The 16,231-nt window shown below is 62.0% G+C and carries 15 protein-coding genes; 3 read left to right on the plus strand and 12 right to left on the minus strand.

Going from position 1 to position 16,231, the window contains the following annotated elements; genetic code table 11:
* Nucleotides 1-16 precede the first annotated feature (16 nt).
* From parC to OVA07_RS01995, 6 genes are all read right to left on the minus strand, one after another.
* Nucleotides 17-2,305, minus strand: coding sequence for a DNA topoisomerase IV subunit A (gene parC / locus OVA07_RS01970; protein WP_268169791.1), 2,289 nt, complete (start codon nt 2,303-2,305; stop codon nt 17-19).
* A 71-nt stretch (nt 2,306-2,376) separates the two neighbouring features.
* Nucleotides 2,377-3,534 (minus strand): iron-containing alcohol dehydrogenase, encoded by a 1,158-nt coding sequence (locus tag OVA07_RS01975; RefSeq protein WP_268169792.1) that lies wholly within the window; start codon nt 3,532-3,534, stop codon nt 2,377-2,379.
* Between the two features lie 118 nt (nt 3,535-3,652).
* Nucleotides 3,653-4,798 (minus strand): mechanosensitive ion channel family protein, encoded by a 1,146-nt coding sequence (locus tag OVA07_RS01980; protein WP_268169793.1) that lies wholly within the window; start codon nt 4,796-4,798, stop codon nt 3,653-3,655.
* A gap of 68 nt (nt 4,799-4,866) precedes the next feature.
* Nucleotides 4,867-5,199, minus strand: coding sequence for a 2Fe-2S iron-sulfur cluster-binding protein (locus OVA07_RS01985; RefSeq protein WP_268169794.1), 333 nt, complete (start codon nt 5,197-5,199; stop codon nt 4,867-4,869).
* A gap of 3 nt (nt 5,200-5,202) precedes the next feature.
* Nucleotides 5,203-6,285, minus strand: a complete 1,083-nt coding sequence (locus OVA07_RS01990) for a cysteine desulfurase family protein (RefSeq protein ID WP_268169795.1) — start codon at nt 6,283-6,285, stop codon at nt 5,203-5,205.
* Nucleotides 6,282-7,328: a cysteine desulfurase family protein gene (locus OVA07_RS01995; RefSeq protein WP_268169796.1), complete on the minus strand. Its 1,047-nt coding sequence runs from the start codon at nt 7,326-7,328 to the stop codon at nt 6,282-6,284. The genes OVA07_RS01990 and OVA07_RS01995 overlap by 4 nt, the downstream gene beginning before the upstream one ends.
* A gap of 126 nt (nt 7,329-7,454) precedes the next feature.
* On the opposite strand from OVA07_RS01995, the gene OVA07_RS02000 reads away from it, so the two are divergent.
* The gene (locus OVA07_RS02000) at nt 7,455-8,111 is read left to right on the plus strand and encodes an alpha/beta hydrolase (protein WP_268169797.1); all 657 of its coding nucleotides are present in this window, start codon (nt 7,455-7,457) and stop codon (nt 8,109-8,111) included.
* A gap of 57 nt (nt 8,112-8,168) precedes the next feature.
* Here the strand turns inward: OVA07_RS02000 and OVA07_RS02005 are convergent, their stop codons facing one another.
* The 4 genes from OVA07_RS02005 to OVA07_RS02020 all read right to left on the minus strand — a co-directional run bounded on the left by OVA07_RS02005 (nt 8,169) and on the right by OVA07_RS02020 (nt 13,446).
* Nucleotides 8,169-9,005, minus strand: coding sequence for an SDR family oxidoreductase (locus tag OVA07_RS02005; protein ID WP_268169798.1), 837 nt, complete (start codon nt 9,003-9,005; stop codon nt 8,169-8,171).
* A gap of 13 nt (nt 9,006-9,018) precedes the next feature.
* On the minus strand, nt 9,019-10,488 hold the full coding sequence (locus OVA07_RS02010; RefSeq protein ID WP_268169799.1) for an aldehyde dehydrogenase: 1,470 nt from the start codon (nt 10,486-10,488) through the stop codon (nt 9,019-9,021).
* 35 nt (nt 10,489-10,523) lie between these two features.
* The gene (locus OVA07_RS02015) at nt 10,524-10,919 is read right to left on the minus strand and encodes a ketosteroid isomerase family protein (RefSeq protein ID WP_268169800.1); all 396 of its coding nucleotides are present in this window, start codon (nt 10,917-10,919) and stop codon (nt 10,524-10,526) included.
* Between the two features lie 145 nt (nt 10,920-11,064).
* Entirely contained in the window at nt 11,065-13,446 is a 2,382-nt protein-coding gene (locus OVA07_RS02020; protein ID WP_268169801.1) for a TonB-dependent receptor, read from the minus strand.
* Between the two features lie 176 nt (nt 13,447-13,622).
* Here OVA07_RS02020 and OVA07_RS02025 point away from each other — a divergent pair, with 176 nt between their 5' ends.
* Nucleotides 13,623-14,123 carry a MarR family winged helix-turn-helix transcriptional regulator gene (locus tag OVA07_RS02025; protein ID WP_268169802.1) on the plus strand — a complete coding sequence of 167 codons (501 nt, stop codon included), beginning with the start codon at nt 13,623-13,625 and terminating at the stop codon, nt 14,121-14,123.
* On the opposite strand, the gene OVA07_RS02030 is transcribed toward OVA07_RS02025, so the two are convergent.
* Nucleotides 14,120-14,839 (minus strand): nuclear transport factor 2 family protein, encoded by a 720-nt coding sequence (locus OVA07_RS02030; RefSeq protein ID WP_268169803.1) that lies wholly within the window; start codon nt 14,837-14,839, stop codon nt 14,120-14,122. The two genes, OVA07_RS02025 and OVA07_RS02030, sit on opposite strands and share 4 nt — an antisense overlap.
* A gap of 172 nt (nt 14,840-15,011) precedes the next feature.
* Between OVA07_RS02030 and OVA07_RS02035 the strand changes: the two genes are divergently transcribed.
* Complete coding sequence (locus OVA07_RS02035; protein ID WP_268169804.1) at nt 15,012-15,887, plus strand: dienelactone hydrolase family protein; 876 nt, start codon at nt 15,012-15,014, stop codon at nt 15,885-15,887.
* A 6-nt stretch (nt 15,888-15,893) separates the two neighbouring features.
* Here the strand turns inward: OVA07_RS02035 and OVA07_RS02040 are convergent, their stop codons facing one another.
* Entirely contained in the window at nt 15,894-16,214 is a 321-nt protein-coding gene (locus tag OVA07_RS02040) for a DMT family transporter (RefSeq protein ID WP_268169805.1), read from the minus strand.
* Nucleotides 16,215-16,231 lie beyond the last annotated feature (17 nt).

A 16,231-nucleotide genomic window follows, 5' to 3' on the forward strand; every position in this document is an offset into this window, starting at 1 on the left:
CGCAAACATCAGAAAATCAGAACTTGTTGTCGCGCGGGAAACCATTGGGCGGCAAACGGCCCGCCGCGCCACGCGCCACCTTCCACGGCAGCAAGTCCTTCTCGATCCGCGTGCGCCCGGTATCGCCGCCCATCGCCCAGGACAGTCCGTCCTCCAGCCGCAGCGTGATGACATCGGCCATCTCGCCATCCTTGTAGCGTTGCAGGGTCACCCCCTGCCCTTTGCCAAGGATCGGCACTTCGGACAGGGCAAAGATCACCAGCTTGCGGTTTTCGCCAATCACGGCAACGTGGTCATGCTCGGCTGCGATTTCGCGCACCACCACCAGCTTCACGCCCGGCTTGGTCGATACTACCCCGCGCCCCTTGCGGGTTTCGGCCAGCAATTCGTCCATCTCGGCGGCAAATCCGCGCCCGGTATTGGCCGCCAGCAGCAACTGGCCCTTGGGCTTATAGATCACCACGCTGACGATATGGGCTTCGGGGTCGATATCCACCATCGTGCGGATAGGTTCGCCAAACCCGCGCGCACCCGGCAATTTGTCGGCCCCCAGCGTGTAGAACCGGCCATTGTCCACCGCCACCAGCAGCTTGTCCGTGGTCTGCGCGTGGAAGGCATAGGCAGGGCCATCGCCTTCCTTGAACTTGAAATCGCCATCCAGCGGCACATGCCCTCTGGCCGCCCTGATCCAACCCTTGGCCGAAAGGATCACCGTCACCGGTTCCTTTTCGATCATTGCGTCCATGTTGAATTCGCGCGTCGGCGCGGCTTCGGCAATGGTGGTGCGGCGACGGCCCAGCACGGTATTCTCGCCGTAATCCTTGCGCAGCGCATTCAGATCGCGCTTCAGCCGGGTGCGCTGGCGGGCGGGATTGTCGAGCAGCTTTTGCAGTTCGTCCTGTTCTGCCAGCAGCGCGTCACGCTCCTTGCGCAGCTCCATTTCCTCAAGCTTGCGCAAAGACCGCAACCGCATGTTGAGGATCGCTTCGGCCTGCCGGTCGGTCAGCTCGAACTCGGCCATCATCACCGGCTTGGGTTCATCCTCGGAGCGGATGATCTCGATGATCCGGTCAAGGTTGAGATAGGCGATGATGTAACCGCCCAGCAGTTCCAGCCGTGCCTCGATCTTGTCCAGCCGGTGGCGCGACCGCCGCAGCATGATGTCGATCTGGGAAAGGACCCATTCCTGCAACATCAGCTTTAGCCCCAGCACACCGGGGGTGCGCCGCGCGTCCAGCACGTTCAGGTTCAGGCCGAACCGGTTTTCCAGATCGGTCAGCTTATACAGCGATTCCTTGAGCAGTTCCGGATCGACATTTCGGCTCTTGGGCACCAGCACGATACGGATCGCCTCGTCCGATTCATCGCGCACGTCTTCCAGAATGGGCAACTTCTTGTCCGCGATCAGCGCGGCGATCTGTTCGATCAGCTTGCCCTTCTGCACCATGTACGGAATTTCGGACACGACCAGTTGCCACTGCCCGCTGCCCAGCTTTTCAACCCCGGTTTCTTCCCAAGCGCCGCTTTCGTCGCGCCCGGTGGAAAAGCGCGCCCGCACCCGGATGGACCCGCGCCCGGTTTCATACGCCGCCGAAATCGCCGCCGGGCTTTCCACCACAACGCCGCCGGTGGCAAAGTCCGGACCGTGGAACACTTCCATCAACTGGGCATGTTCGGCATGGGGATTGTCGATCAGCATCAGCGTGGCGTCGATAATTTCGGCAACGTTATGGCTGGGAATATTGGTGGCCATGCCCACAGCAATGCCGCTTGACCCGTTGGCCAGCAGGTTGGGGAACAGGCCGGGGAAGATTTCCGGCTCTTCGTCCTCGCCGTTATAGGTCGGTACGAAGTTGACCGTGCCTTCATCCAGCCCGGCCATCAGTTGCATCGCCGTGCGCGTCAGCCGTGCTTCGGTATAGCGATAGGCTGCCGCGTTATCGCCATCGATATTGCCGAAGTTGCCCTGCCCTTCGACCAGCGGATACCGCAGTGACCAATCCTGCGCCAGACGCACCATTGCATCGTAAACGCTGGCATCGCCATGCGGGTGATATTTGCCGATCACGTCGCCCACCACGCGGGCTGATTTCTTGAAGGCGTCCGTCGGGTTTAGCTTTAACTGCCGCATCGCCCACAACAGCCGCCGATGCACCGGCTTCAAACCGTCGCGCAGATCAGGCAGCGACCGCGCCGTAATGGTCGACAGCGCATAGACCAGATAGCGCTGCGACAGCGCAGAATCGAACGGGGCATCGACGATTGCGTCGAACGGATCGGATTCGTTATCGGTGGTTATGGCCATGTCAGGAACGTCCTAGCAACACAGCCACCCGAACGAAAGCCGGGGCAGGTCCGCATTCCCCAAAAAAGGGCCTATCCGAACGCCTCGATATAAAGCTGTTCAATCTGCGCCACGTCGGGAACGCGCGGATTGTTGGCAGGTGATCCCGAAGCCAGCGCCTGTCGCGCCATTTCAGGGATAAACTGCTCCCAGCGTTCTGGCGCAATGCCGTGCGCGCGCGGGCTGGGCACGCCAAGGTCGGCATTCAGCGCCGCCAGCTCCTCCAGCAATCGCGCCACGGCGGACTGATCGCCTTCATCGGCTGCGGCCACACCCATCGCCCGCGCGCAGGCAGCATAGCGGGCCAGCGCAGCAGGGGCGGAAAAGGCAGTGATCGCAGGTAACAACATCGCATTGGAAAGCCCGTGCGGCACATGGAAGAACGCGCCAATCGGGCGGCTCATCCCATGCACCAGCGCCACGCTGGCGTTGGAAAAGGCGATACCCGCGTGATGCGCGCCCACCATCATCGCCTCACGCGCCGCCCGGTTGCCGGGTTCGGTGCAGGCGGTGCGGATATTGGGCGCAATCAGCTTCATCGCGGAAATGGCCATGGCATCGGAAAACGGATTGGCCCTCTTCGAAACATACGCCTCAATCGCGTGAGTCAGCGAATCGATGCCCGTATCGGCGGTCAGCCGCGCAGGCTTGGCCATGGTCAGTTCGAAATCGACGATGGCAATGGTCGGCAGAAACGCAAGCCCAGCGCACAGCATCTTCTCGCTCGTCGCCTCATCGGTGACGATGGTGAACTTGGTCGCTTCCGATCCAGTCCCCGCCGTGGTCGGTACCGCGATGATCGGCAGACCCGGCACATCGGTTACCGCAGGCGCCTTCATCGTCGGAATCGGTCGCGGATTCAGCGCCAGCGCAGCAATCGCCTTGGCCGTGTCGATGGGGCTGCCCCCGCCAAACCCGATCACGCAATCGCTGCCACTCCACCGCAGCGCTTCCAGCGCGGTTTCGACCACTGCAACGGTGGGGTCAGGCACGGTATCGGCAAACACCGTGGCCTTCATCCCCGCAGCTTCCAGCACGGCCACCATCTGCGCCACCATGCCGCTGCTTGCCAGAAAGCCATCGGTCACCACGAAGGGACGTGAAACCCCGCATTGCGCCATGGCTTCGGGAAGTTCGCGCAACGCGCCACCGCCAACCCGCATCACACGGGGAAGATTGATCGCAGCCATCGGCATCCTTTATTGAATACTTGCCGTATGGGACCGCAAATTGCCGCCTACGGCAAGCTATCAAAAGAGCGGTCCAGCAAACAAACGCCTGTTCTCTGCGAGGGCGGGGCATCAAACATCAGCGTTGATCGGCCACACCACCTTCAGGATAAGGCATAATCAGCGTGCCATCGGGCGCTGCGGTATAGGATGTCTGCGTCGGGTAAGCCAGATTGATACCCTCTGCCGCAAAGCGCTGCATGATCGTCACCAGCAACCGGTCACGGGTGGGATGCGCGATGCCCCAATCGGACCCTGTGATGTCGATAATGAACATGAAATCCAGTGAACTTGCGCCAAATGATTCAAATCCTGCGCGCGCAACTTTAGCACCTTCAGCCTCACCCATTTCGCGCAGAATGGCTGGAATGCGCGCCAGCGTTTCAGGTGGGGTTTCATAGGTCACCCCCAAGGTGAACGTCAGCCGGATATGGTCCCGCGCTGTGACATTGCGGATTTCCTTGTCCAGCAGGTTCTTGTTCGAAATGATCATCAGTTCCCCGGTCATCGCGCGAATGCGCGTGGTGCGCATGCCGATCTGCTCGACCGTGCCCATGCTGCTGTCATAGCTTATGACATCGCCCACCTTGAACGGACGGTCGAACAGAATCGAAATTCCGGCAAAAAGGTCTGAAAAGATACCCTGTGCGGCAAGGCCGATGGCAATGCCGCCGATGCCAAGCCCGGCGATCAGGCCCGCCACGTTTACGCCCAGATTGCCAAGGATCAGCACCAGCGCGATGGCAAAGACCAGAAACGTCACCAGCGCCCGGATGATACCCATGGCCGAACTCAACGCGCCATTGGCGTTCTGCGCTTCTCCGGCGCGGTGCTCGACCACACCCAGCACCACTTCGCGCGCCCAGATTGCCGCCTGGAATGTCAGGCCAATGGTGAACAGGAAACCAATGGTCTGATCCAGCAATTGCGGCGCCTGCGCATAACCATCGACAACCCGCGCCGCCACGATCACCAGAAACCAGAACCGCGTGCGCGCTGCCAGTCTGCCGATGATCGTGCGCCAACTGACCAGCGCATCGCCTTCATGGCACAGCCGCTGCGCCAGTTTCTGCACTGCCAGCAGCACGGCCACGATCAGCGCGGCCATGCCGACGGCAATGGTGATTTTCAACCAATTGGCGGAAATCCAGCCTGCGGTTTCAGTGAAAAAGAGTTGGGCTTGCGCGTCCAGTTCAGGCGCGGCGGGCTTGGTGGCAATCAACATCTTGATGTCAAAGCCTGTCCGCGGCGGTGGTTCCCGGCCTTTTTACCGGCAAGCAGCGCAGTCGGGCCTTACCGCCCCTGCATGTCCCGCGCCTCTGCCGGCACATGCACGACCAGCCCGTCCAGCGCCTCGGTCAGTTCGATCTGGCAGGAAAGACGGCTTGTGCGGGTTACTCCGGCGGCCAGATCCAGCATGTCCTCTTCATCATCAACTGCGGCGGGCAGACGGTCGAACCAGTCGCCAGCAATGATGACGTGGCAGGTTGAACAGGCCATCTGGCCTTCGCAGGTGCCCTCCAGCGGCATCCCTCTGGCCTGCCCCAGTTCCAGCAGGCGTTGCCCCACCTCGCCTTGCGCGGCGATCTTTTCGCCCTGCGATGTAACGAAGGTGACGCTGACCATGGTTTACCAGACTCCCTGCGACCTTGCAGCGGCAAGAATTGCCGCAGCAGCCTGTTCCAGTTCCTGTTCCCCGGTGTAGCGTCCGAACCCAAGCCGGATCGCGGTTTTGCTATCCCTGTCGGAAAGTCCCAGCGCACGCAAGACATGGCTTGGCCTGCCAGAGCCACTTGCACAGGCCGACCCGGCAGAAAATGCCACACTGCGGCATTCCGACAACACTCGGCTCACGTCCAGCCCTGCCAGCCGGACGTTCAGATTTCCGCGCCACCGCGCCTCTGCGCTGCCGTTCAGCATCCAGCCTTCAAACAGGCCGCGCGCCAGATTCCACAGCTTTTCCACATGCTGCGCATCGCTTGCCCCCAGACTTGTGCACAGCGCCGCCGCTGCACCAAAACCCGCGCACAAGGCCGGAGACAGCGTGCCCGACCGCAATCCACCTTCCTGCCCGCCACCGTGGATCAGCGGTTGCAGATCGATCCCGTCCCGCACCCACAGCGCGCCAATGCCTTTCGGCCCATAAAGCTTGTGCGCCGAAACCGCGATCATATCGGCCCCTTGCGGCACAGCGATCTTACCCGCCCCCTGCACAGCATCGCACAGGAACAGCGCGCCAGCCGCCTGCGCCCGCGCCGCCAGTGCATCCACTGGCTGCACCGTGCCGATCTCGTTGTTCACCTGCATTACGGCAACAAGCCCGGTGCCTTGGGGAACAGCCACGGCAGGATCAACCAGCCCCTCGCCATCCACCGGCAGCAGCGCCACATCTGGATCAACGAATCGCGCAGTATCCAGCACGGCGGCATGTTCGATGGCCGACACCGCCAGCCGTTTTCGCCCCGAACCGATGATCGCCAGATTCAGCGCCTCGGTCGCCCCGGAGGTGAAAATCACGCGCCCGCCTGCCGGGAAAAGCCCTGCCACTTGCGCCCGCGCCACTTCCACTGCCGCCGCTGCGGCACGGCCCCAGCGATGCGGGCTGTGCGGATTGGCAAATCCCGGCGCGTCTGGCCCGGCCAACCACGGCAGCATCGCGGTGCGCGCTTCGGGAGCCAGCGGCGTGGACGCCTGATAATCGAGATAGATCACCCCCGGATCTCCCGCCACACCTGCACAAACCGGGCAATGTCCGCCTCGGTGGTTTCGCGTCCGATGGACACGCGGATCACTTCGGAAAGCCCCTCAACCCCCATCGCGGTCAGCACATGGCTGGGCTTCAAAGAGCCGGAAGAACACGCGCTGCCCGCCGAAACGGCAATCCCCGCGCCATCGAACCGGATCAATTGCGCCGCGCTGGATTTGCCCGGCATCCGATAGGCGCCAATCGTCGCAATGCGCGGGGCGCCAGCCGCAATCACCTGCGCGCCCGCTGCCACCAGTTCCGATTCCAGCATCTCGCGCAAAGCTGCCGCCTGCGCCATCCACGCATTCCCCGCCTCAAGCGCCGCCACCATGCCCAGCACCAGTGGCAAGGCCTCGGTCCCGCCGCGATAGCCGCGTTCCTGCCCCCCGCTGGGTTCCAGCAGGCCATAGTCACGCACCAGCAGCGCCCCTGCGCCCACCGGCCCGCCAAACTTGTGGGCAGCAATTACCACCATATCGGCGGGCGGCAGCGGGATCTTTCCGGCCCCTTGCGCGGCATCGCACAACAACATGCCACCCGCCGCGCGAACCAGATCGGCCACCGCCTTCATGTCCTGCATCACGCCGGTTTCGCTGTTGACCTGCTGCACCACCACCAGCGCGCGGTCGGTGCCGTTCAGGTGCGTTTCAAGGGCGTTCAGGTCAGCCGCGCCATCTGCCCCCACAGACAGCCTTGCCGCAGCGCTCGCCACCCGCAGCGCCGCATCATGTTCCACTGCTGAAACAAGCACTTGGCTCACCTTGGCCCGACCTATGCCCAGCGCCAGCGCCTCGCTCGCCCCGCTGGTGAAGATCACTTCGCCCTGCCAGCCCAGCGCCGCTTTCAGCCGCGCCCGCGCGTCTTCAAACGCCGCCCTTGCCGCACGCCCGGCGGCGTGGGGACTCGAAGGATTGGCCCATGCAGCCCACCCGTCCTGCATCGCCGCCATTGCCTGTGGCAGCAGCGGTGTGGTGGCGGCATGGTCAAGATAGATCGGATTTGCGGGCAACTTCGGTTCCGGTGCTGTTTGCAAAGATTGCTTTGTGAAGGTTCATTTCTATATAGCGATCAACGCAATTCCCAGCCCCGGCAGTCCTTGCCGTCGTGGCCAGAACACAGGCAAGCAGGACAGGCAATGCCCGCAGTCATTTTTCCCGGCCCCGAAGGCCGTCTCGAAGGTCGTTTTCAGCCCGCCACGCGCGCCCGCGCACCGGTGGCCATGATCCTGCATCCCCACCCTCAAGCGGGTGGCACGATGAACGATCGCATCACGCAGGCGATGTACAAGACCTTCGTCGCGCGCGGGTTCGCCACGCTGCGCTTCAACTTCCGTGGCGTTGGCCGTTCGCAGGGCAGCTTTGACAACGGCATTGGCGAACTGTCCGATGCCGCAGCAGCGCTCGACTGGGTACAGTCGATCCACCCCGAAGCCAGCACCACCTGGATCGCGGGCTATTCGTTCGGCGCGCTGATCGGCATGCAACTGCTGATGCGCCGCCCGGAAATCCGCGGTTTCATCTCGGTCGCGCCGCCCGCCAACATGTATGATTTCAGCTTCCTTGCCCCCTGCCCCGCATCGGGCATCATCGTGCAGGGCACTGCCGATACGGTGGTCACCCCCAACGCGGTGCAGAAGCTGGTCGACAAGCTGCGCACGCAAAAGCACATCACCATCCACCATGATGAAGTGCCCCGCGCCAACCACTTCTTCGAAAACGAAATGGACGACATGATGCGCGCGGTCGACAACTACCTCGACATGCGCCTGTCGCCCGACTGCCCGATCCGCTGATCGGCCCCATGACGGGATTGAAAACCCCCGCCCCATCCAGGCGGGGGTTTTTGTTTGTCACAAAACGAAGTGATCCCCCGCCGCGCGCACGGTCACTTCCGCAATCGATACGCCCAGCGGCTGATCGATGGCATGGATCACCGCATCGGCGATGTATTCTGGCGCAAGGCTGGCATAATCCATCGCTTCGGGATCGAGCTTTTCCGCCGGGAACGTGCCCGCCGCCATCTGTTCCGACATTTCCATGAAATCAGCCGTGTTGTGCGCCAGAATGCCTACGGCTGCGCCCATGTTGACGATGGTGCCTGACAGTCCCGTGGCCGGAACCCCGGTGGGCTTGATCGTCGTTACCTTGATCTTGCCCCGGCTTTCCACGCGCAGAGATTCCGACAGAAAGTTCACCGCCGCCTTCGACGCGCCATAGACAGCCGCGCCGACCACCGGGAAATTGCCATAGATCGACGAGATATTGACCATCTGCCCGCGCCCCGCCGCAATCATCGCATCATGCGCGGCGACCATGCCGTTCAGCACACCCTTGATGTTGATGTCGATGCAACGCTCCCACGCGGGGTAGGCCGCTTCGTGGTCGGCAATGAAGGCCAGCGGCATGATGCCTGCATTGTTGACCATGACGTCCACCGCGCCGAACGCCTCCAGCGCGCGGGCAACCAGCGCTTTGACCGCAGGCAGGCTGGTCACATCCACCTCAACCGCCTGCGCCTTGCCCCCGGCGGCGACAATTTCGGCCACCACGGCCTGCGCCGCTGCCAGATTGATGTCCCCGCAAGTGACCTGCGCACCCAGAGCCGCCGCCTTGCGCGCGACAAGCCCGCCAAAGCCGCCGCCCGCGCCCGTAATGACGATGGATTTTCCCGCGATATGCCCGGTCATGCTCTCTCCCGTTTCAAAGTGCTTTTGGCATCCCGTCGATCAGGATGGTCTTCATTTCCAGATAGGGGAACAGCCCTTCCAGCCCGCCTTCGCGCCCGATGCCCGATTGCTTGAACCCGCCGAACGGCAGGCCAAAGTCCATGCGCAGCCCGTTCTGCCCGAACCCTCCGGTGCGCACACGGCGGGCGATGCGATAGGCTGCATCCGCATCGGTCGTCAGCACCGACCCGTTCAGGCCATAGGCGCTGGCATTGGCGGTGCGGATCGCGTCTTCCTCATCCTCCACCGGGATCAGGCTGAGCACCGGGCCGAAGATTTCCTCCTGCGCGATGCGGCTGTCGTTGCGCACATTGGCGAACAGCGTGGGTTCGATGAAATAGCCACGGTTCAGATGCGCAGGCCGCCCGCCGCCGGTCACCAGATCAGCGCTGGCCTTGCCTTCCTCGATATACATTTCGATCCGTTCCAACTGGCGCTTCATCGCCACCGGGCCAAGCTGGGTTTCGGGATCGTCGGAATGGCCGATGCGCACCTGCTTCATTTCGGCGGCGATGGCTGCGGCCAGTTCATCATGCCGGTGGCGCGGCACGATCACCCGGCTCAACATCGCACAGACCTGTCCTGACATCATCGTTATCGTGCCTGCCAGCATCTTTGCCGCTGCATCGATGGGGAAATCGTCACGCACGATGGCCGCCGATTTGCCGCCCAGTTCCAGCGTGCAGCGCGCCATGCGCCCGCCGCAGACCGACGCGATGCGCCGCCCCGCCACGGTCGACCCGGTGAACGAAACCTTGTCCACGCCGTCGTTGCAGACCAGATGGTCGCTCGCCTCGCGGTGGCCGGTCACCAGATTGACGATGCCTGCCGGAATGCTCGCCGCCTCTGCCGCCTCGGCAATGATATAGGCTTCCAGCGGCGTTTCGGGTGACGGCTTCATAATCACCGTGCAACCGGTCAACAGCGCATAGGCGACCTTGTTGGCCATGATGCCGAACGGCCCGTTCCACGGCGCGATGGCCGCCACCACGCCCACCGGTTCATAAGCGATCAACGCCGCTTCCGCCGCGTGGCTGGGGCGGCGTTCGACAAATTCGAAGCTTTCGGCAAAGCCCGCAATCTGGCCCAGCGCCATCACGCTGCCGCCGTGCATCGGCCCTGCGAACGAGGCAAGACCGCCCATCTGTGCGGTCCATGCCTTCGCCAGTTCGGGCACGCGCCCCTCCAGATACGCCACCATGCGACGGAACGCGGCGATGCGTTCGGCAGGTGGCGTGGTTGGCCATGGCCCATTGTCGAAAGCTTCGCGCGCGGCGGCGACGGCGGCGTCCATGTCCGCCTCGTCCGCTTCGGCCACGCGGCCCACAACCTGTTCGCTGTTGGGCGAAATCAGATCAATCATCCGGCCGGAATGGGCGGGTACCCAACGGCCCCCGATGAACAGCTTGTCGGGATGGGCGACGTTAACGCCTTCGGGATTCATGGCTTTTGCGTTCCTCTCAGGAATATTGTGTAATCTCAGGCCAGCGCGCATTCAACGCGGGCAATCTTGGCATTTTGCATCGTGTAGAAGATGAACTGCCGCATTTCCTGCACATCGCCTGCAGCAATCGGGAAAAATCCGGTCAGCCCACGCGCGTCCAGCGCTTCGCGGGTCAGGTCTTTCACTGCTTCCACCCGGATCACCGCGTCGATGGCGGTCAGCGTTTCGGATGCGGCAAAGTTCAGCACGCGCACGCTTTCAATCACATGGTCATGCAGGAAGGCATAGAAATCCTTGAGCGCGGCGCGCGACCGGATTTCTACGCCGAAAAAGGTCATCAGTGGCGGATCGACATAAAAGTCCGCCACCGCATCATAATCCTTCGCGTTGAACGCGGCGACATAGCGATCATAGGCATCGCGATCCAGCATCGGCCATCTCTCCTGCGCAGCACCCGCGCACCACGGCCGGATTCGGCTCGCAGAGACAACGCTAACATTTGGTAGAGTTTGGGCCAATAGAAAAAGGGGCGACCTTTGCAGGCCGCCCCCATCCCTCATCCTGATATGCTGTCGATCAGAACGTCTTGCGTACCGACAGCCCCCATTCACGCGGGCGACCGACGTTGGAATACGACGTGCCGACGAAGGAATAGACAGCCGCAAAGCGCAGCGGCAGATAGTAGTACTTGTTGAACAGGTTCTGCACTTCAAGCGAAATGGCCAGATCCTCGTCCGCGTTCTTCCATGTCAGGCGCGCATTGCCCAGCGTGATCGACGGGTTGTACTGCAGATCGGTGAACACGCCCGCATTGATAAGGCGGCCAACTGTCTGCTTGCCGACATAGGTCAGGTCGAAGCGCGGCGTGATCGAACCCGACGTGCCCAGATCCGCCTTGTATTGCAGGCCAAGGCTGGCGCGCCATGCTGGCGTGGTGATCGGATCTTCGACGCGCAGGGCGCCCTGAGCGGCCGCGTCGATGCGCTTCCACTTGCCGTCGATCCAGCTCAGCGAAGCATCGATATCGAAGCCTTCGACCGGGTGCGCCGACATTTCGAGTTCAAGACCATACATCTCGCCATCGCCCGCGTTCTGGATTGCGGCGCAAGGGAACGGCCCCGTGCCCGGCGCAAAACCGTCAAGCACCGAACAGTCGCCAATGGGAAGCTGGATGTTCTTGTAATCGTTGTAGAAGCCCGAAAGGTTAAGGCGCAGCTTGCGATCCAGCAAATCGGTCTTCAAGCCCACTTCATAGGCGGTCAGCGTTTCAGGATCGAACGTGCCGTTGATCGCCTGATTCTTGGTGAACGGACGCGCGGTGACACCGCCGCCCTTGAAGCCGGTGCTGACCGTGGCATAGGCCAGAACTTCAGGGCTGAAGCGATAGTCGAGCGAAATGCGCCAGTCGATCTTGTCGCCATCATACACAGACTTCGTGCCGTTCAACGCGCCGACACCGAAGATATCGTTCAGCGTGCCGCCATCCCACTGCGTGCGCACGAAGGTATAATCCTTGTGCTCCTTGGTGTAGCGGATGCCGCCGGTAACGGTCATGTTTTCAACCGGACGGACGATCACGGTGCCGAACGCAGCCTTGCTGTTGGCCTTGATCGGGTCATCACCCTGGAATTGCAGGAACAGCGACGGCACACCGATGGGCACGATGTAGCGAATGTCTTGACGGGTGAAATAGACCGAGGTCTGGTCGTTGTAGAAACCGCCGATGGTCCAGTCGACCATATCGCCGATCTTGCCGTTGACGCGCAGTTCCTGGCTGAAGAACTTGAAGCTCAGGTCGTTGAAACCCGAACCTGCGATCAGGCTGTACGGCGTGTAATCGTCATCCGTGCCGAACACCTGCGTATATTCGCGATAGGCCGTGATCGCCTGCACGTTGATCGAATCCGACAGGCCCACGGTCAGGTTGCTGGAAACGCCCCAACCTTCGAATTCGGTGCTGTTGGGGTTGTAGTAAGCCTGCGTGGCCTGACCGCCTGCGGGCATATACCAATCGGCATACGTGCAGAACTTGCCACACGAAAAATCCACCCCGCCGGTCAGCGCCGGGTTGGTCACGCCGATCACGCCTGCCGCATTGGTGCGGTTTTCATAAGTGTAATCGCCGGTTACGATCCAGTCGATCTTGTCGTTCGGATTATAGCGCAGCGACCCGCGCAGACCCGCGTAATCACGCTCACCCAGCTTGTCGACCACGCAGTCCTTCGGCGTGGAGGCGTTGCCACCGATGCCCAGCGAATTGCCGGGATTGGCGCAGCCGAAATCAACCTGATCGACATAGCCTTCCTGACGCTTGTAAACGCCTGAAATGCGGGCATAGAGCCCCTCGGCCAGCGGGAAGTTGGCAGTTGCGCGCAGATCGGTGCGCTGACGCGAACCATAGACCGCTTCCACCGAACCGCTGCTTTCTTCGTTCGGCTTGGCCGAAAACAGCTTGATTGCACCACCGATGGAGTTGCGCCCGGTCAGCGTGCCCTGCGGGCCGCGCAGCACTTCGACGCGATCCAGATCGAGAAGATCCATGACCGAACCGGTCAGTGTGGCGTAGTAGACGTCATCGATATAGATGCCCACGCCCGGTTCATAGGCAGGGTTGAAGTCATACTGGCCGATGCCACGGATATAGGCCGCCATGGACGAACCGAATGCGCCGCCCATCTGGGTCAGTTGCACGTTCGGCGCCTGTGCGGCAATCTGTGAAATGTCGGTCTGGTTGCGCGATGCCAGCAGTGCGGCATCGACTGCCGTGATCGACAGCGGGGTATCCTGCAGGCGCTGTTCACGGAACTGCGCGGTAACGACGATTTCGCCGACGGTGGGCGCGGTTTCGGCCTGGGCATCTTGAGCCACGGCAGGCGCCGCCATACCCAGAGCCAGCGCGGACATGCTGCCCGCAGCAAAAAGACGCACGAATGACGTGGTACGCATGGCTTTTGCCATATCCCCTCTCCTGTTTGGCTCTCTACCGGAGCCGCCTCGATGTTTGTTAGTAAGGCATACTAATTTACGCTTTGCAAGCCTAACATTTGCGATGGTTCCCGCAATCCGGTTATGATGCACAAACACCACACCACAGGTCTTGCCCCAAAGCGCGAACGCGGCAATAGATGCGGGCGATGAACGCCCCGCCCCCGCAAGAACCGGCCCCGAAAGCCCCGCAAAACGCCGATACCGGCATCACCCTTTCGGGCGAGGTCGCCCTGCTGGTCGACCTGTTGAAGCTGGGCACGTTCATTGGCACGCCCATGCGCGAAGGCGTGGCCGAACCCATGGGGCTGACCAACACCGATTTGCGCATCGTGCTGGCGCTGGGCGGTGAAGGTGAACTCGCCGGGCACGAACTGTCTGACATCATGGGCGTTCCCCCGATGAACGTCAGCCGCGCGATTGCTGCGCTGACCCAGCGCGGACTGGTCGAACCGGGGCAGGACAAGTCCAACCGCCGCCGCAAACCGGTGCGACTGACCGGCGCGGGACAGCAGCTTTTTGCCCAGACAATCCCGTCCATGTCCCGCGTCGGCAACGACCTGTTCAAGGGTGTGCCGCAGCGGGACCGGGATGCCTTTCGCCGCGTGGCCGCAGCAGTGTTGGCGCGCATCGGAAAGCTACCCGCCTAGGGCCACTTCTTCTGCAATTTGGTGAAATCGCCCACTGCAAAGGCGTGCGCCAGCACCGGATGGGCAAAGCTCATCGGCACTTCCTGACGGTGCGGCCAGGTCTGGCGCACTTCCTTTTCGGGCAGAATCACGTCCGGGCCGATGGGGTTTTCAGGGAAGCACACGGCGGCGGGTTGCAGGTGCGCGGTGGTCTTGGCCCAGCCATCGGCATAATCGGCCTGCCACTGCATCATGTAATCCAGCCGCTTGATTTTCCAGATGCCATCTTCCTTGACGTAATCGTTCTCATAGATGCCCGATTCCCAGAATTGCTGCGGCATTCCTTCGGGCTTGGCATCCATGATCTCGTCATGCCAGCCACCGGCCAGAATGCCCCGGAATCGTCCCGTAGCGGTCTGTCCATCGGGCGCGATGGTGATGACATCCTGCAACTGGAAATGATCGAGCAGAAGCCCATGCACCGGGCCACGGCGACCGCCAGTGAACAGGTTCTGGAACCATGTGCCGTAAAGCCGGATCACGCCTTCATATCCGCGATATTCGCCCGACAGGAACACTACCGCCCCGTCCCTGGCAAACAGCCCGGCCACCTCTTCGGGGCGGTTGTAATCGATGTAATAACCATAGGCCCACTGCAAGCGGCGGATGGCGTTGATGTCTTCCAGTTCGGTCACGCGCGCTTCCAGCGCGGCCAGACGGGTTTCCGCATCACTCATGGTTCGACTCTCCCAAGCCTGCATCATTAGTATGTAACACTAACTAATTCCCGCAGCTTGGCGAGAGGGAAAATGCAGGCGTCTGCTTATTCTTCCAGATCGACGTCACCACCTTGCCTAAGACCCCGCGCCCGTTAAGCTGCGAACCGGATGGGTAATGTGGGAGCCAGCGATGTGCGATGAACTGACCGAAGCCGAAAACGCCGCATGGCTGGGCGGCAAAGCCCTCAACCGGCGCGAATTTGCCACTGTGGGCGCAGGTGCCGCGGCGCTGACCGTGCTGCCCGGATGCAGCTTTGCCGCAGAAGGTGCCACGGCCAGCCGCAATGTCGTGATCGACACGCCTGATGGCAAGGCGGACGCCTTTTTCGTTTACCCCAAGAAGGGCAGCCATGCCGCCGTGATCATGTGGCCCGATATCGCGGGCCTGCGCGATGCCTACAAGACGATGGGCACCACGCTTGCCGAAGCGGGCTATGCCGTGCTGGTGGTGAACCAGTATTACCGCTCAAGCCCCGCGCCGATCCTCGGCTCGCTGATGGAATGGCGGACGCCGCCGGGGCAGGAAAAGCTGAAACCCATGATCGCCGCGATCACGCCTGCGGGCACCGTGTCCGATGCCGGTGCTTTCGTGAAATGGCTCGACATGCAGGCCGAGGTCGACACCAAGAAGAAGATCGGTTCGTGCGGCTATTGCATGGGCGGCCCCTTCACCGTGCGCACCGCCTTTGCCAACCCGGACCGCGTGGGCGCAGCAGCCTCGTTCCACGGCGGTGGCCTTGTGGGCGACGCGCCCGAAAGCCCGAACAACCTGCTGGCCAAGACCAAGGCCGCCTACCTCATCGCCATCGCCCAGAACGACGATGAACGCGCGCCGGACGACAAGGTGAAGTTCCGTGCGGCTGCAGATGCAGCAGGGCGGTTTGCCGAGATTGAGGTTTACCCGGCGCAGCATGGCTGGTGCACGCTGGATGCGCCGGTATATGACAAGGTGCAGGCTGACCGCGCGTGGGCGCGGATGCTGGCGCTGTTCAAAGCGAATTTGTAACCCCGATCAGGCCGGCGTTGCCAGTTTCATCATCACAAGTCCGCTGACAATCAGGACCGCTGCGAGCGCCCGCAGCGGTCCCAGCGGCTCACCCAAAAATGCCACCCCCACGATAAACGCGCCCACCGCGCCGATCCCGGTCCATATGGTATAGGCCGTTCCAAGCGGCAGAACACGCATCGACCACGCCAGCAAACCAAAACTGAGCAACATGGCGATGACCATAATCATGGTCGGCACGGGCCGGGTGAAGCCATCGGATTGCTTCATGGCAAAGGCCCAGACGATCTCGAACAGTCCGGCAAGAAAAAGAATCAACCACGCCATAGCAGCCTCCATCGTGC

It is taken from the genome of Novosphingobium sp. SL115, assembly GCF_026672515.1.
Taxonomy (GTDB): Bacteria; Pseudomonadota; Alphaproteobacteria; order Sphingomonadales; family Sphingomonadaceae; genus Novosphingobium.

Coding starts and splice junctions, on each gene's coding strand:
- parC (WP_268169791.1), bottom strand. CDS start 2,305: ATGGCCATAACCACCGATAACGAATCCGATCCGTTCGACGCAATCGTC.
- OVA07_RS01975 (WP_268169792.1), bottom strand. CDS start 3,534: ATGGCTGCGATCAATCTTCCCCGTGTGATGCGGGTTGGCGGTGGCGCG.
- OVA07_RS01980 (WP_268169793.1), bottom strand. CDS start 4,798: ATGTTGATTGCCACCAAGCCCGCCGCGCCTGAACTGGACGCGCAAGCC.
- OVA07_RS01985 (WP_268169794.1), bottom strand. CDS start 5,199: ATGGTCAGCGTCACCTTCGTTACATCGCAGGGCGAAAAGATCGCCGCG.
- OVA07_RS02000 (WP_268169797.1), top strand. CDS start 7,455: ATGCCCGCAGTCATTTTTCCCGGCCCCGAAGGCCGTCTCGAAGGTCGT.
- OVA07_RS02005 (WP_268169798.1), bottom strand. CDS start 9,005: ATGACCGGGCATATCGCGGGAAAATCCATCGTCATTACGGGCGCGGGC.
- OVA07_RS02010 (WP_268169799.1), bottom strand. CDS start 10,488: ATGAATCCCGAAGGCGTTAACGTCGCCCATCCCGACAAGCTGTTCATC.
- OVA07_RS02015 (WP_268169800.1), bottom strand. CDS start 10,919: ATGCTGGATCGCGATGCCTATGATCGCTATGTCGCCGCGTTCAACGCG.
- OVA07_RS02020 (WP_268169801.1), bottom strand. CDS start 13,446: ATGGCAAAAGCCATGCGTACCACGTCATTCGTGCGTCTTTTTGCTGCG.
- OVA07_RS02025 (WP_268169802.1), top strand. CDS start 13,623: ATGAACGCCCCGCCCCCGCAAGAACCGGCCCCGAAAGCCCCGCAAAAC.
- OVA07_RS02030 (WP_268169803.1), bottom strand. CDS start 14,839: ATGAGTGATGCGGAAACCCGTCTGGCCGCGCTGGAAGCGCGCGTGACC.
- OVA07_RS02035 (WP_268169804.1), top strand. CDS start 15,012: ATGTGCGATGAACTGACCGAAGCCGAAAACGCCGCATGGCTGGGCGGC.
- OVA07_RS02040 (WP_268169805.1), bottom strand. CDS start 16,214: ATGGCGTGGTTGATTCTTTTTCTTGCCGGACTGTTCGAGATCGTCTGG.